The organism is Streptomyces sp. NPDC001068, assembly GCF_042897315.1.
Classification (GTDB): domain Bacteria; phylum Actinomycetota; class Actinomycetes; order Streptomycetales; family Streptomycetaceae; genus Streptomyces.
The window spans coordinates 449,143-462,188 of the sequence record NZ_JBIAYD010000003.1 but is presented as its reverse complement, the minus strand read 5'-3'; the positions used below and the strand labels follow the sequence as shown (position 1 = coordinate 462,188).

The 13,046-nt window shown below is 71.2% G+C and carries 14 protein-coding genes; 6 read left to right on the top strand and 8 right to left on the bottom strand.

Going from position 1 to position 13,046, the window contains the following annotated elements:
- Positions 1-155: 155 nt before the first annotated feature.
- Both ACFY3I_RS11480 and ACFY3I_RS11475 read right to left on the bottom strand, forming a co-directional pair.
- On the bottom strand, positions 156-869 hold the full coding sequence (locus ACFY3I_RS11480; RefSeq protein ID WP_390860386.1) for a DUF402 domain-containing protein: 714 nt from the start codon (positions 867-869) through the stop codon (positions 156-158).
- Positions 870-953: 84 nt separating this feature from the next.
- The gene (locus ACFY3I_RS11475) at positions 954-2,339 is read right to left on the bottom strand and encodes a class II fumarate hydratase (RefSeq protein WP_390860385.1); all 1,386 of its coding nucleotides are present in this window, start codon (positions 2,337-2,339) and stop codon (positions 954-956) included.
- Between the two features lie 185 nt (positions 2,340-2,524).
- Here ACFY3I_RS11475 and ACFY3I_RS11470 point away from each other — a divergent pair, with 185 nt between their 5' ends.
- The gene (locus tag ACFY3I_RS11470) at positions 2,525-2,899 is read left to right on the top strand and encodes a hypothetical protein (RefSeq protein WP_390860384.1); all 375 of its coding nucleotides are present in this window, start codon (positions 2,525-2,527) and stop codon (positions 2,897-2,899) included.
- A 97-nt stretch (positions 2,900-2,996) separates the two neighbouring features.
- Here the strand turns inward: ACFY3I_RS11470 and ACFY3I_RS11465 are convergent, their stop codons facing one another.
- Complete coding sequence (locus ACFY3I_RS11465) at positions 2,997-4,667, bottom strand: fumarate hydratase (protein ID WP_390860383.1); 1,671 nt, start codon at positions 4,665-4,667, stop codon at positions 2,997-2,999.
- A 169-nt stretch (positions 4,668-4,836) separates the two neighbouring features.
- Between ACFY3I_RS11465 and ACFY3I_RS11460 the strand changes: the two genes are divergently transcribed.
- Positions 4,837-5,538: a DUF1707 domain-containing protein gene (locus ACFY3I_RS11460; RefSeq protein ID WP_390860382.1), complete on the top strand. Its 702-nt coding sequence runs from the start codon at positions 4,837-4,839 to the stop codon at positions 5,536-5,538.
- A 152-nt stretch (positions 5,539-5,690) separates the two neighbouring features.
- Positions 5,691-6,074 (top strand): WhiB family transcriptional regulator, encoded by a 384-nt coding sequence (locus ACFY3I_RS11455; protein ID WP_365293970.1) that lies wholly within the window; start codon positions 5,691-5,693, stop codon positions 6,072-6,074.
- Positions 6,075-6,228: 154 nt separating this feature from the next.
- On the opposite strand, the gene glpX is transcribed toward ACFY3I_RS11455, so the two are convergent.
- Positions 6,229-7,263: a class II fructose-bisphosphatase gene (glpX, locus tag ACFY3I_RS11450; protein WP_390860381.1), complete on the bottom strand. Its 1,035-nt coding sequence runs from the start codon at positions 7,261-7,263 to the stop codon at positions 6,229-6,231.
- 125 nt (positions 7,264-7,388) lie between these two features.
- On the opposite strand from glpX, the gene ACFY3I_RS11445 reads away from it, so the two are divergent.
- Positions 7,389-7,913, top strand: coding sequence for a DUF4245 domain-containing protein (locus ACFY3I_RS11445; protein WP_390860380.1), 525 nt, complete (start codon positions 7,389-7,391; stop codon positions 7,911-7,913).
- A gap of 69 nt (positions 7,914-7,982) precedes the next feature.
- On the opposite strand, the gene ACFY3I_RS11440 is transcribed toward ACFY3I_RS11445, so the two are convergent.
- The 3 genes from ACFY3I_RS11440 to xseA all read right to left on the bottom strand — a co-directional run bounded on the left by ACFY3I_RS11440 (position 7,983) and on the right by xseA (position 10,279).
- Positions 7,983-8,573, bottom strand: a complete 591-nt coding sequence (locus ACFY3I_RS11440) for a malonic semialdehyde reductase (RefSeq protein ID WP_390860379.1) — start codon at positions 8,571-8,573, stop codon at positions 7,983-7,985.
- Between the two features lie 175 nt (positions 8,574-8,748).
- On the bottom strand, positions 8,749-9,000 hold the full coding sequence (locus ACFY3I_RS11435; protein WP_390860378.1) for an exodeoxyribonuclease VII small subunit: 252 nt from the start codon (positions 8,998-9,000) through the stop codon (positions 8,749-8,751).
- A gap of 70 nt (positions 9,001-9,070) precedes the next feature.
- Positions 9,071-10,279, bottom strand: coding sequence for an exodeoxyribonuclease VII large subunit (gene xseA / locus ACFY3I_RS11430; protein WP_365293982.1), 1,209 nt, complete (start codon positions 10,277-10,279; stop codon positions 9,071-9,073).
- Between the two features lie 173 nt (positions 10,280-10,452).
- Here xseA and ACFY3I_RS11425 point away from each other — a divergent pair, with 173 nt between their 5' ends.
- Both ACFY3I_RS11425 and ppgK read left to right on the top strand, forming a co-directional pair.
- A complete protein-coding gene (locus ACFY3I_RS11425; protein WP_365293984.1) occupies positions 10,453-11,466 on the top strand; it encodes a 4-hydroxy-3-methylbut-2-enyl diphosphate reductase in 1,014 nt (337 codons plus the stop codon).
- A 76-nt stretch (positions 11,467-11,542) separates the two neighbouring features.
- Positions 11,543-12,292: a polyphosphate--glucose phosphotransferase gene (ppgK, locus tag ACFY3I_RS11420; protein WP_390860377.1), complete on the top strand. Its 750-nt coding sequence runs from the start codon at positions 11,543-11,545 to the stop codon at positions 12,290-12,292.
- Positions 12,293-12,342: 50 nt separating this feature from the next.
- Here ppgK and ACFY3I_RS11415 read toward each other — a convergent pair whose 3' ends face one another.
- Positions 12,343-12,876: a DUF6542 domain-containing protein gene (locus ACFY3I_RS11415; protein WP_390860376.1), complete on the bottom strand. Its 534-nt coding sequence runs from the start codon at positions 12,874-12,876 to the stop codon at positions 12,343-12,345.
- Between the last annotated feature and the right edge of the window lie 170 nt (positions 12,877-13,046).

The following is a 13,046-nucleotide window of genomic DNA, read 5'->3' as shown; positions in this document are numbered from 1 at the left end:
CCCCGCTCGCCGGTGCTGCCCTCGTACCCCTCGCTCACGTCCTGCCGCCCCTCGGTGACGTTCGGTCAGCCCGGATGAAGACTCCGGGAGTTGTGCTCAACGCGCCCTTGCGGAGGACGATCCTACGGTTGTGCACCGGGGGCGCATCAAGGGTCTCATGTGGACACGTGCGCGGGCGTACGGTCCCAGTCCTCCGGCAGCGACGGTACCGCCCACGCCGGATCCGGGCGCCAGTGCTGCCAGCCGTCCGAGAACGGCGGCTCCCAGGCCCGTACGGAGGCCACCGCGGCCGCGCCCGCCGCCCGCACCCGCTCGGCCGTCTCCGCGTCCATCAGGCCGTCCCGCTGCGCCTGGGCGAACTCGTCCTCGTCGAGCCAGCGCCAACTGCGGTCGGGATCCACGGAGATGTCCAGGAAGTGATCCTCCGAGTCCACCCCGCCGTCCCAACGGGACAGTGGCTGTTCGAGGTTGACGTACCAGTTCTTGAACTGCCAGCCCGGTTCCCAGAACAGCCACACCGACCAGGGCCGGCCGGGCCGGGCCAGCTTCAGAACCCCGGTGCCGAACCAGTGGCCGCGCCGGACGGTGCGCGGCTTGGTGTACCGGGTCTCCAGCGGCTCCTCGGCGACCCGGCCGCCGTCGGCGAACACGGGCCTGACGCACTCGGTGCCGGGCGCCAGCCACACGGCCAGCAGCTCCTCGTCGTCCCGGACGACGGTGACGGGGCGCGCGATGTGGAAACCGGGCCCGGCGTTCTCCCGGTACCGCCACAGGATCTGGCTCCCCGGAGCCCAGAACCCGGCCGCACCACCGGTCGCACCGCCCGTTTCCCCGCGCGTCACGCGTCTCACCGCTCCACCGTCTGCCATGCACAGATATTAGGTGCCACAGGCATACGACGCTGCGGTGGACGTCACGGTTCTGGCCGGGCGGCGCGAATCGTTCGCACGCGGTTACGGCCGTGTCATCCGCAGGACATCCAGCGCCTCGTCCAGCTGCGCGGCGGTCAGGTCGCCCCTTTCGACGTACCCGCCCTCGACGACCACCTGGCGGATCGTCTTGCGCTCCGCCAGCGCCTTCTTGGCCACCTTGGCGGCCTCCTCGTACCCGATGTACCGGTTGAGCGGCGTGACCACCGACGGGGACGACTCGGCGTACTCCCGGGCACGCTCCCGGTGCGCCGTGACGCCGTCCACGGTCCGGTCGGCGAGCAGCCGGGTGACGTTGGCGAGCAGCCGGACCGACTCCAGCACGTTCTTGCCGATGACCGGCAGCATCACGTTGAGCTCGAAGTTCCCGGCCGCGCCGGCCACCGTGATGGTCTGGTCGTTGCCGATGACCTGGGCGGCCACCATCAGGACGGCCTCCGGGATCACCGGGTTGACCTTGCCCGGCATGATCGAGGAGCCCGGCTGCAGATCCGGCAGCGCGATCTCGGCGAGCCCGGTCCGCGGCCCCGAGGACATCCAGCGCAGATCGTTGGCGATCTTCGTCAGGCCGACCGCGATCGTCCGCAGCTGCCCGCTGGTCTCCACGATCCCGTCCCGGGCGCCCTGCGCCTCGAAGTGGTCGCGCGCCTCGGTGAACGGCAGGCCGGTGACCCGCGCGACCTCCTCGATCACCGCGGCGGAGAACCCCGGCGGGGTGTTGATGCCGGTTCCCACCGCCGTGCCGCCGAGCGGCAGTTCGGCCAGTCGGGGCAGCGAGGCCCGCAGCCGCTCCACGCCGTACCGCACCTGCGCCGCGTACCCGCCGAACTCCTGCCCCAGGGTCACCGGGGTGGCGTCCATCAGATGGGTCCGCCCGGACTTCACCACGTCGGCGAACTCCGCGGACTTGCGCTCCAGGGCCGCGGCCAGATGGTCGAGGGCCGGGATCAGGTCGCGGGTGACGGCGGCCGTGGCGGCGATGTGGATGGACGACGGAAACACGTCGTTCGACGACTGCGAGGCGTTGACGTGGTCGTTGGGGTGCACCTCGCGCCCGAGCCGCTCGGTCGCCAGCGTCGCGAGCACCTCGTTGGTGTTCATGTTGGACGAGGTCCCCGACCCGGTCTGGAACACGTCCACCGGGAACTGGTCGTCCCACTTCCCCTCGGCGACCTCCGCGGCCGCCTCCTGGATCGCCCGGGCCATGTCCTCGTCGACCACCCCCAGCTCGGCGTTCACCTTGGCCGCCGCGCCCTTGATCCGGGCCAGCGCCTCGATGTGCGCGCGCTCGATCCGCTGTCCGGAGACGGGGAAGTTCTCGACGGCCCGCTGCGTCTGGGCCCGCCACTTGGCGTGCGCCGGGACCCGGACCTCGCCCATGGAGTCGTGTTCGATGCGGTAGTCGCTCATGCCGGTATCAGCGATCGGCGTACCGCGGTTGTTCCGGGGCCTGCTGCATTGGCACCACCGGTGTCACCGGGTCGGGGGACGGAGCCCGCTGCCGGCAGGCAGGACATCACGGATAAGTGTGACTATCTGCCCAAGGTGACACGGCGATTCCCCGCCGTCACCACGGCTGGCAGGAGGACCAACCGATGAACTTCACTCCCAAGGGTCTGCTCGGCGCCATCGCGGCGGTGTCCATAGGCGCGGCGACCCTGCTGGGCACGGGAGCCGGCACCGCGGCCGCCGGCGGCGACAGCCACCGCGCCCACTGCGACCGCGCCGAACGGCCGGTGTGGAGTGGCGACCCCAGCCGCAACATCACCGGCCGCGGCTGCAAGGTGACCTCCAGCGGGAAGCACTGGTACCGCGTCGAGTTCGACACCCTGGTGGAGGCCCACCACAAGACGGACTACCTGAACGGACCGGTCGACCGGACCACGACACGGCACGACCGGACCATCAGCTGCATGGGCTACACCAAGGACGGCGACCGGCTGAACTGGTTCGGCTGCATGCCCTACTGACGAACGGGCAGGGGCGGCGAGTGCGGACGCTCCCGCCCCACCGCCCCGAAGGCCGTTACGCGAGGCCGGACGCTCCCGCCCCGCCGCCCGGAAGCCGTTACGCGAGGCCGGGCCCGCGCACCGGGATCGTCGTGAACGTCGGAGCCGGGGCGGGATCCTGGAAGAAGTCGTTGCCCTTGTCGTCCACGACGACGAACGCCGGGAAGTCCTCGACCTCGATCTTCCAGACGGCCTCCATGCCGAGCTCCTCGTACTCGACGACCTCGACCTTCTTGATGCAGTCCTGGGCGAGCCGGGCGGCCGGACCGCCGATGGAGCCGAGGTAGAAGCCGCCATGGCCGGCGCAGGCGTCGGTGACCTGCTTGCTGCGGTTGCCCTTGGCGAGCATCACCTTGGAGCCGCCGGCGGCCTGGAACTGCTCCACGTAGGAGTCCATGCGCCCGGCCGTCGTGGGGCCGAAGGAACCCGAGGCGTAGCCCTCGGGCGTCTTGGCCGGACCGGCGTAGTACACCGGGTGGTCCTTCAGGTACTGCGGCATCTCCTCGCCCGCGTCGAGCCGCTCCTTGATCTTGGCGTGCGCGATGTCACGGGCGACGACCAGCGGACCGGTGAGCGAGAGCCGCGTCTTGACCGGGTACTTCGTCAGCTCGGCGAGGATCGTGTCCATCGGCTGGTTCAGGTCGATCTTCACCACGTCCGACGACTCGTCCAGGTGCTCGTCGGTGGTCTCCGGCAGGAACCGCGCCGGGTCCGTCTCCAGCTGCTCCAGGAAGACGCCCTCCGCGGTGATCTTCGCGACGGCCTGCCGGTCCGCGGAGCAGGAGACGGCGATGGCGACCGGGCAGGACGCGCCGTGCCGGGGCAGCCGCACCACGCGCACGTCGTGGCAGAAGTACTTGCCGCCGAACTGCGCGCCGATCCCGATCTTCTGCGTCAGCTCGAAGACCTTCTGCTCCAGGTCCTTGTCCCGGAAGCCGTGGCCGAGCTCGGAGCCCTCCGCCGGGATCTCGTCCAGGTAGTGCGCGGAGGCGTACTTCGCGGTCTTCAGCGCGTACTCGGCGCTCGTGCCGCCGACGACGATCGCCAGGTGGTACGGCGGGCAGGCGGCCGTACCGAGCGAGCGGATCTTCTCCTCCAGGAACTTCATCATGGAGGCCTCGTTCAGAACGGCCTTCGTCTCCTGGTAGAGGAACGACTTGTTGGCCGAGCCGCCGCCCTTCGCCATGAAGAGGAACTTGTAGGCGCCGCCGTCGGTCGCGTACAGCTCGATCTGGGCGGGCAGGTTCGAGCCGGTGTTCTTCTCCTCCCACATGGTGAGCGGAGCCATCTGCGAGTAGCGCAGGTTGAGGTTCAGGTAGGCGTCGTAGATGCCGCGGCTGAGCGCCGCCTCGTCGCCGCCCTCGGTCAGCACGTTCTGGCCGCGCTTGCCCATGACGATCGCGGTGCCGGTGTCCTGGCACATGGGCAGTACGCCGGCCGCCGCGATGTTGGCGTTCTTGAGCAGGTCGAGCGCGACGAACTTGTCGTTGGCCGACGCCTCCGGGTCGTCGATGATCCGGCGGAGCTGGGCGAGGTGGGCGGGCCGCAGGTAGTGCTGGATGTCGTGGATCGCCTCTTCCGCCAGCTTGCGCAGCGCCTCCGGCTCCACCTTGAGGAACGTCCGCCCGTCCGGTCCCTCGGCAGTGGACACGCCCTCCGAGGTCACCAGCCGGTAGGGGGTGGTGTCCTCGCCCTGGGGGAGCAGATCGGTGTACGCGAACTCAGGCATCTCAGCCCATTCCTCACTCTGACGGACGGCTGCCCGTCGACGTCGGCGGGCGCTCTCCAGCGTAGGACCTGCCTCCGGCCCGGAGCTTGTGAGGTAAGGCTCAGTTCGACACACCCGAGGTTGTCCACACCTCTAGTCGCGATCTATCGCGTTTCGGTACTCTGCTGCCGTGGACCTTCAGAAGCAGACCCCCCAGGAGCGCGCCGGGACGCCGGTCGCCGAGCTGCGCGCCTCGGACGCCGACCGTGACCGCATCGCCGACATCCTGCGGGAGGCCCTCGCCGAGGGCCGCCTGACCGCCGACGAACACGCCGAGCGCGTGGAGGGCGTGCTGAGCGCCAAGACGGTGGGCGAGCTGGAGGTCTTCATACGGGACCTGCCGGCGGCGCACGCCCACCGGCCCGCCCCCGCCTACACCCCGGTGCCGCCGCGGCCGACGCCCGGCGCGATCCCCGTGGAGCCCGACGGCAACGTGGTGGCCGTCTTCAGCAGCGCCCGCCGCCGGGGCCGCTGGCGGGCCGGCCGCCGGCTGCACGCCTACGCGGTCTTCGGCTCCGTCGAGCTCGACCTCACCGAGGCGATCTTCGAGTACCAGCAGGTCGTCATCAGGGCGTTCTCGGTCTTCGGGGACGTGCAGATCCGCGTCCCGGAGAACGTGTCCCTGCGCGGCACCGGCGGCGGTGTGCTGGGCAACTTCGAGGCGGACACGCGGGACTCGGTGGACTCCGACGCCCCGGTCGTCTACGTCGAGGGCTGGGCCGTGCTGGGCAACGTGGAGGCGCGGCCGAAGCGCGGGAAGCTCATCGAGGACATCCTGGACCGGGTTCAGGACAAGGTCGACAGGAAGTTGCGCAAACACCTGGACCGTTGACGGACGCGAATCACGGCCCGGCGCGCGGCGCCCGGGGTCGCGAACAAGCCGCCCCGGCGCGGCTGTTGGGGACGCTGTGCATAGGCCTGCGTACAGCGGGTAGGCCTTGCTGCATCGTCTCTCGCTCGCGAAGCCGTCGTCAGGAGTAGACCGTGCTGCAACCGCCGCATTCGTCCCTGCAGGTAGCTGCCGTGCCGGCCCAGCGGGGGCCAGTGCGGGACAGGGACCAAGACGCACCCTGGCACACCGAGGCGGTGTGCCGGCGCGACGAGGCTGGCCTGTTCTTCGCACCCTCCAAGGAACCCACCGCCGCCAGGCTCTCCCGGGAGGAGGCGGCGAAGCGGGTCTGCGCCCGCTGCCCGGTGATGGTCGAGTGCCGCGAACACGCGCTGCTCCAGCCCGAGCCGTACGGCGTCTGGGGCGGTCTCACCGCGGCGGAACGCCGGGTGGTCCTGGCCCGGCGCAGGCGCCGTGACATGGAGCTGAAGAAGGCGGCACGAGCGGCGGCGACGACGCGCATAGCGCAGGCGGGCTGAGCGGAAGGCGCCCTCTCCGCACAGAGGGCGCCTTTCGAGCAGTGCCCCGAAGGGGCGCGGGGCTGTGCCGGCATGCGGCTCCGCCGCGTGGGCGCGACCAGCCGCATCGCACCTGCGGCGGCCGCGAACGGTCGGCAGTCCCTCCCCGCCGGCGCTACTTCGCCCGGTCGACGTCCACGGTGCTGTACGCCCGCAGCTTGCGCAGCCGGTGCTCGGAGTCGATCTTCCGTACCGTCCCCGACTTCGACCGCATCACGATGGACTCGGTCAGCGCGGTCTCCGACCGGTACCGCACCCCGCGCAGCAGCTCGCCGTCGGTGATGCCGGTGGCGACGAAGAACACGTTCTCGCCGGTGACCAGGTCCTCGGTGGTCAGCACCCGGTCCAGGTCGTGTCCGGCGTCGATCGCCCGCTGCCGCTCCGCGTCGTCCTTGGGCCACAGCTTGCCCTGGATGGTCCCGCCCAGGCACTTCACGGCGCACGCCGAGATGATGCCCTCGGGGGTACCGCCGATCCCCAGCAGCATGTCGACGCCGGTGCCCTCGCGCAGCGCGTAGACCGAGCCGGCGACGTCTCCGTCGGAGATGAGCTTGATGCGGGCGCCGGCCTCGCGGATCTCCTTGATGATCCCGGCGTGCCGCGGCCGGTCGAGGATGACGACGGTCACGTCCTCGGGGGTGGCGCGCTTGGCCTTTGCGACCCGCCGGATGTTGACGGAGACCGGCGCGTCGATGTCGACGAAGTCGGCCGCCTCCGGGCCCGTGACCAGCTTGTCCATGTAGAAGACGGCGGACGGGTCGAACATGGCGCCGCGCTCGGCGGCGGCCAGGACGGCGATCGCGTTGGGCATGCCCTTGGCGGTCAGCGTGGTCCCGTCGATCGGGTCGACGGCGATGTCGACCTCGGGGCCGGTGCCGTCACCGATGTGCTCTCCGTTGAAGAGCATCGGGGCTTCGTCCTTCTCGCCCTCCCCGATGACGACCACGCCGTTCATCGACACGGTGGAGACGAGGGTCCGCATCGCGCGTACCGCGGCGCCGTCGGCGCCGTTCTTGTCGCCGCGGCCCACCCAGCGGCCCGCGGCCAGTGCTGCGGCCTCGGTCACCCGGACGAGTTCCAGGGCGAGGTTGCGGTCGGGGGCCTCGGAGGGGACATCGAGTTCGGTCGGCAAGTGATGATGCTCGGTCATCGGAGCGCACCTTTCTGATACGACGACGGCCGGATGAGGGTTCCCGTCGACTCTAGCGCCAGGTCGACAGAATGAGCAGGGGACCCCACGGATGAGCGCGACGGGCACCTGCGACGATAGGGGGCGTGGCAGGCACGAACGGCAAGCAGAAGACGGTCCGGGACATGATCCTCTCCCTGGCCCTGATCGGCCTCGCGGCGGGCTTCATCTACCTGCTCGTCCCGCACGACGATCACGCTCCCGACATCCAGCGGGTCGACTACCGGGTCGAGCTTCTGACGGCCCGGCGCGCGGCGACCTATCCGGTGGCCGCGCCGGAGGGCCTGCCCGGCGACTGGAAGGCCACCTCGGTCCGTTTCCGGGGCGAGGAGGGCGACCGCTGGCACCTCGGGTACCAGACCCCCGACGGTCAGTACGTCCAGATCGAGCAGTCGACTCAGAAGCCGGTGGACTTCATCGGCGACGCGAGCCAGGGCGGGACGGCCACGAAGGCGACCGAGAAGATCGGCGACCGCACGTGGACGCACTACACCGGCGGCCGCTACGACGCCCTGGTGCTGGCGGACACCCCCGGCTCCACGACCGTGGTGGCGGGCACCGCCTCCTTCGCCCAGCTGACGAAGATGGCCGCGGCGCTGAAGATGTCCTGACCCGCCCCGGCGGTGACGCGAGAGGCCCCCGGCGCGGTCGCCGGGGGCCTCTCGTGCTTGCGGGGTGGCTCAGACGGTCGTGACGACGTCGTCGTAGGCCAGGCGCGGGGAGCGCGGGAACCAGGCGTCCTCGCCCGGCTTGCCGATGTTGATGACCACGAACGGGGTGTGGTCGTCGTCCAGGAACTCCTTCTGGACGCCCGCGAAGTCGACACCGGTCATCGGGCCGGCGGCGAGGCCGGCGGCGCGGATCCCGATGATGAAGTACGCGGCCTGGAGGGCGGCGTTCAGCGCGGCGTTGCTCTCGCGCACGGCGCGGTCGCCGAAGACGGCGTCCTTGGCCTGCGGGAAGTGCGGGAAGAGCTCCGGCAGCTCCTCGTGGAACTCGTTGTCGGCGGCGAGGATCGCGACCAGCGGGGCGGTGGCGGTCTTCTTCTGGTTGCCCTCGGCCATGTGCTGCACCAGGCGCTCACGGGCCTCGGGGGAGCGTACGAGGACGACCCGCAGCGGCGACTGGTTCATGGAGGTCGGGCCGTACTTGACCAGGTCGTAGATCGCCTGGACCTGCTCGTCGGTCACCGGCTCGTCGGTGAACGTGTTGGCGGTGCGGGCCTCGCGGAACAGCAGGTCCTGAGCGGCGGGGTCAAGAACAAGAGACATGTGCGTACTTCCTGGGGGTGGTGTTCCGTCACATCCGGACCGCGGTCCGGATAGGCTGACAGGGAAGACCATACGCGGTGAAGGTTCAAGGTTCAACAAATACCGCCGATCGGGTGAGCCGCCTCACAGCCTCCGCCCTCGCACACCCCCGCCGACGCCCGCTCCCGAGCCGCCCCTAGCCCTCTCCGGCGCCGTCCCCGGCCTCCGCCTCCTCCCCTTCCTCCTCCGCGGCCAGCGCCGCGTCCAGCCGGGCCCGGGCCCCCTCCAGCCAGCGCCGGCACACCCGGGCCAGCTCCTCCCCGCGCTCCCAGAGCGCGAGCGACTCCTCCAGGCTGGTCCCGCCGGCCTCCAGCCGCCGCACCGTCTCGATCAGCTCGTCCCGCGCCTGCTCGTACGACAGCGCGGCCTCTTCCGTCCTGCTGCTCATGCCCCGACCTCTCTCATCCACTGTTCAACGACTGCTCGACGACCGCGCGTCGCCCGGCCCGGGCACGGCGTCAGCCGTCGGCCCGCACCGTGAAGTCGCCCTCGGCGACCCGCGCCCGCAACGCCTCGCCCGGCTCGACGTCCCCCGGGTCCCGCACCACGTGACCGTCGCTCTTCTGGAGCACGGCGTAACCGCGCCGCAGCGTGGCGGCGGGGGAGAGGGCCACCACGCGCGCGTGCGTGTGCGTCAGCTCCGAGTCGGCGCGGTCCAGCAGATGCCCGAGGGTGCGCCGCGACCGGTCCACCAGCGAGGCGACATGATCGGCCCGCTCGTCGAGCATCCGGTGCGGATCCTCCATGACGGGCCGCGCCAGCGCATGCGCCAGCCCCCGCTCCTCGCGCGCCACCAGCCCGTCCACGCACCGCCGGGCCCGGTCGCGCAGCATCCGCACCCGCTCCAGCTCCTCCCCGACGTCCGGCACGACCTTCTTGGCGGCGTCGGTCGGGGTGGAGGCCCGCAGGTCGGCGACATAGTCGAGCAGCGGGGTGTCGGGCTCGTGCCCGATCGCGGACACCACCGGCGTACGGCACTCGGCGACCGCCCGCACCAGCTGCTCGTCGGAGAACGGCAGCAAGTCCTCCACGCTGCCACCGCCACGGGCCACGACGATCACGTCGACGTCCGGGAGCGCGTCGAGCTCCTTCACCGCCTGCACGACCTGCGGCACCGCGTGCACACCCTGCACCGGCACGTTCCGCACCTCGAACCGCACCGCGGGCCACCGGTGCCGGGCGTTCTCCAGGACATCGCGCTCGGCGGCCGAGGCCCGCCCGCACACCAGCCCGATCAGCTGCGGCAGGAACGGCAGCGGCTTCTTGCGCTCGGCGTCGAACAGCCCCTCGGCGGCCAGCGACTTCTTGAGCGCCTCCAGCCGCGCCAGCAGCTCCCCGACCCCGACCGGCCTTATCTCGGCCGCCCGCAACGACAGCTGCCCACGCGGCGCGTACCACTCCGGTTTCGCGTGGACGACGACCCGCGCCCCCTCGCCGACGACGTCGGCGACCGCGTCGAACACCTGCCGGTAGCACGTCACGGCGATCGAGATGTCGTACGACGGATCCCGCAGCGTCAGGAACACCACGCCCGCCCCGGGCCGCCGGGACAGCTGGGTGATCTGCCCCTCCACCCACACGGCGCCCAGCCGGTCGATCCAGCCGCCGATCAACCGGGACACCTCGCCGACCGGCACGGGCGCTTCGACAGACGTGTTCAAGGCCATGCGCCGAGAGTAACGGCGCCCACCGACACGACCGCCACCGCGCGGGCGCCCGCCCCGCGGCGGACCCCGCCCGCCTCACGCGCGCGCGGGTGCCGCACCCCTCTCCGCCGTGCGGCGATCTTCCCTGGATCGTCACCCGGAGGCGCTCTTCGGCCCCCGGACGCGGCCTTACGATGGGTGGCATGACCGCTTCGCCTGGCCGCCGTGTCCTGCTCGCCGCCCCCCGTGGCTACTGCGCGGGTGTGGACCGCGCCGTGATCGCCGTCGAGAAGGCCCTGGAGCAGTACGGGGCCCCGATCTACGTCCGGCACGAGATCGTCCACAACAAGTACGTCGTGCAGACCCTGGAGAAGAAGGGCGCGATCTTCGTCGAGCGGACCGAGGAGGTCCCGGAGGGGAACATCGTGATGTTCTCCGCGCACGGCGTCGCCCCCGTCGTCCACGAGGAGGCCCGGCTCGGCCGCCTCGCCTCCATCGACGCGACCTGCCCGCTCGTCACCAAGGTCCACAAGGAAGCCGTCCGGTACGCGGGCGAGGACTACGACATCCTCCTGATCGGCCACGAGGGCCACGAGGAGGTCATCGGCACCTCCGGCGAGGCCCCCGACCACATCCAGCTCGTCGACGGCCCCGCCGACGTGGCCAAGGTCGAGGTCCGCGACGAGTCCAAGGTCGTCTGGCTCTCCCAGACCACGCTCTCCGTCGACGAGACCATGGAGACGGTCGACGCCCTGAAGGAGAAGTTCCCGCAGCTCATCTCCCCGCCGAGCGACGACATCTGCTACGCCACCCAGAACCGTCAGCTCGCCGTGAAGCAGATGGGCGCCGAGGCCGACCTGGTCATCGTGGTCGGCTCCCGCAACTCCTCCAACTCCAAGCGCCTCGTGGAGGTCGCCAAGCTGGCCGGCGCCCGCGCCGCCTACCTGGTCGACTTCGCCGCCGAGGTCGACGAGGCCTGGCTCGAGGGGGTCACCACGGTCGGCGTCACCTCCGGAGCCTCCGTCCCCGAGGTGCTGGTCGAGGAGGTCCTGGAGTGGCTGGCCGAGCGCGGCTACGGCGACGTGGAGATCGTCAAGGCGGCCGAGGAGTCCATCACCTTCTCGCTGCCCAAGGAACTCCGCCGTGACCTGCGCGAAGAGGCGGCCGCCCTGGTCGCCGAGCGCGGCGGCAGCGGCACCGGGGCCTGACCCCGCACTCGTACGACGGTGTGACCGCGGGCAGTCCGGCGTCGTGACTGTCAGTCGTACGACGTAACGTGGAGCCATGCAGATCTTCGGCGTGGACATCGGTGGTTCCGGGATCAAGGGCGCTCCCGTGGACCTGGACAAGGGCGACCTGGCCCAGGAGCGCCACAAGGTGCTCACCCCGCATCCGGCGACGCCCGACGGCGTCGCCGACGGGGTCAAGCAGGTGGTCGACCACTTCGGCTGGACCGGCCCGGTCGGGCTCACCTTCCCCGGAGTGATCAGCGACGGCACCCACATCCGTACGGCGGCGAACGTCGACAAGAGCTGGGTCGACACCGACGCGCGCACGCTGTTCAGCGACCGCCTCGGCGGCCTTCCGGTGACGGTGGTCAACGACGCCGACGCGGCGGGTGTGGCCGAGATGCAGTTCGGCGCCGGCCGGGACCGCAAGGGCGTGGTCATCCTGCTCACCTTCGGCACAGGCATCGGCAGCGCCCTGTTCACCGACGGCGAGCTGGTGCCCAACACCGAGCTGGGCCACCTGGAGCTGGACGGCCACGACGCCGAGAAGAAGGCGTCCAGCAAGGCCAAGGAGGACAACGACCTCAGCTGGGAGCACTGGGCGCACCGGGTCACCAAGTACCTCGCCCACGTCGAGATGCTGTTCACCCCGGACCTGTTCATCATCGGCGGCGGCGTGAGCCGCAAGGCCGAGAAGTTCCTGCCCTACATCGAGGGCGTCAAGGCCGAGATCGTGCCGGCCCAGCTGCAGAACAACGCGGGGATCGTGGGCGCGGCGATGCGTGCCGCCCACCACGCCAGGTAGCGGCGGGCGGCTCACGACAGCCGGGGGACCGGTCGGGGCGGGCCGGTCGCTCAGCCGCGGCGCCTGCGCCGGATCATCCGGATCCGGCGCACCACGGTGATCAGCCCGGCGACCAGCGTGCCGCCGTAGAGCCAGCCGGCCTGCGTGGACAGGGCCGTCACCAGGCCCATCACACCGCCGAGGAAACCGCCGCCGCCGTCGTCGGCGACGGTCAGCAGCCCCGCGGCGAAGGCGATCGGGACGACGACGGGAGCGGTCAGCAGATCGCTCCCGCGCACCCACAGCGCGGTCAGCGCGCACACCGGCAGGGACAGCACGCCGTACCCGGTCAGGGACGCCCCGAACAGGAGGTCGTCCAGGAAGCCGAGCAGGAACATCGCGGTCACGCAGAACAGGCCGCCGCCCAGACCGGTGAGCCGGGGGCCCGAGGGCTGCCGGGGCCCCGCGGCGGCCGCCGGACGGGACCCGCCCGGGGCCGGCCGGCGCTCGGCCGCGGGTCTCCGTCCGGCCTGCGGCGGCAGGGGCGGGCGGGGGGCGCCACGGCGCTGTCCGTGCTGACGGGGACGGGTCCTGTGATGCTCCACCGGACCAACTTAGGTCGGTTAATGTGCTCAGTCGCACCCCAGACACGCCGAAACCAAGCCGAAGAGCAGAGCCTGTCCAGGTGTTCGACACGGCCGCCGGCCAGGGCGCCCGAACCCCGTAAACTGGTGGATCGGCCGGCCCGCCGGCAGCAGCCTCCGGCTCACTCACC

What these genes read in the sequence shown, in the direction of transcription:
- ppgK (WP_390860377.1), top strand. Translation starts at nt 11,543, where the DNA reads ATGCAGATCTTCGGCGTGGACATCGGTGGTTCCGGGATCAAGGGCGCT.
- xseA (WP_365293982.1), bottom strand. Translation starts at nt 10,279, where the DNA reads ATGGCCTTGAACACGTCTGTCGAAGCGCCCGTGCCGGTCGGCGAGGTG.
- ACFY3I_RS11465 (WP_390860383.1), bottom strand. Translation starts at nt 4,667, where the DNA reads ATGCCTGAGTTCGCGTACACCGATCTGCTCCCCCAGGGCGAGGACACC.
- ACFY3I_RS11475 (WP_390860385.1), bottom strand. Translation starts at nt 2,339, where the DNA reads ATGAGCGACTACCGCATCGAACACGACTCCATGGGCGAGGTCCGGGTC.
- ACFY3I_RS11425 (WP_365293984.1), top strand. Translation starts at nt 10,453, where the DNA reads ATGGGTGGCATGACCGCTTCGCCTGGCCGCCGTGTCCTGCTCGCCGCC.
- ACFY3I_RS11470 (WP_390860384.1), top strand. Translation starts at nt 2,525, where the DNA reads ATGAACTTCACTCCCAAGGGTCTGCTCGGCGCCATCGCGGCGGTGTCC.
- ACFY3I_RS11480 (WP_390860386.1), bottom strand. Translation starts at nt 869, where the DNA reads ATGGCAGACGGTGGAGCGGTGAGACGCGTGACGCGCGGGGAAACGGGC.
- glpX (WP_390860381.1), bottom strand. Translation starts at nt 7,263, where the DNA reads ATGACCGAGCATCATCACTTGCCGACCGAACTCGATGTCCCCTCCGAG.
- ACFY3I_RS11435 (WP_390860378.1), bottom strand. Translation starts at nt 9,000, where the DNA reads ATGAGCAGCAGGACGGAAGAGGCCGCGCTGTCGTACGAGCAGGCGCGG.
- ACFY3I_RS11440 (WP_390860379.1), bottom strand. Translation starts at nt 8,573, where the DNA reads ATGTCTCTTGTTCTTGACCCCGCCGCTCAGGACCTGCTGTTCCGCGAG.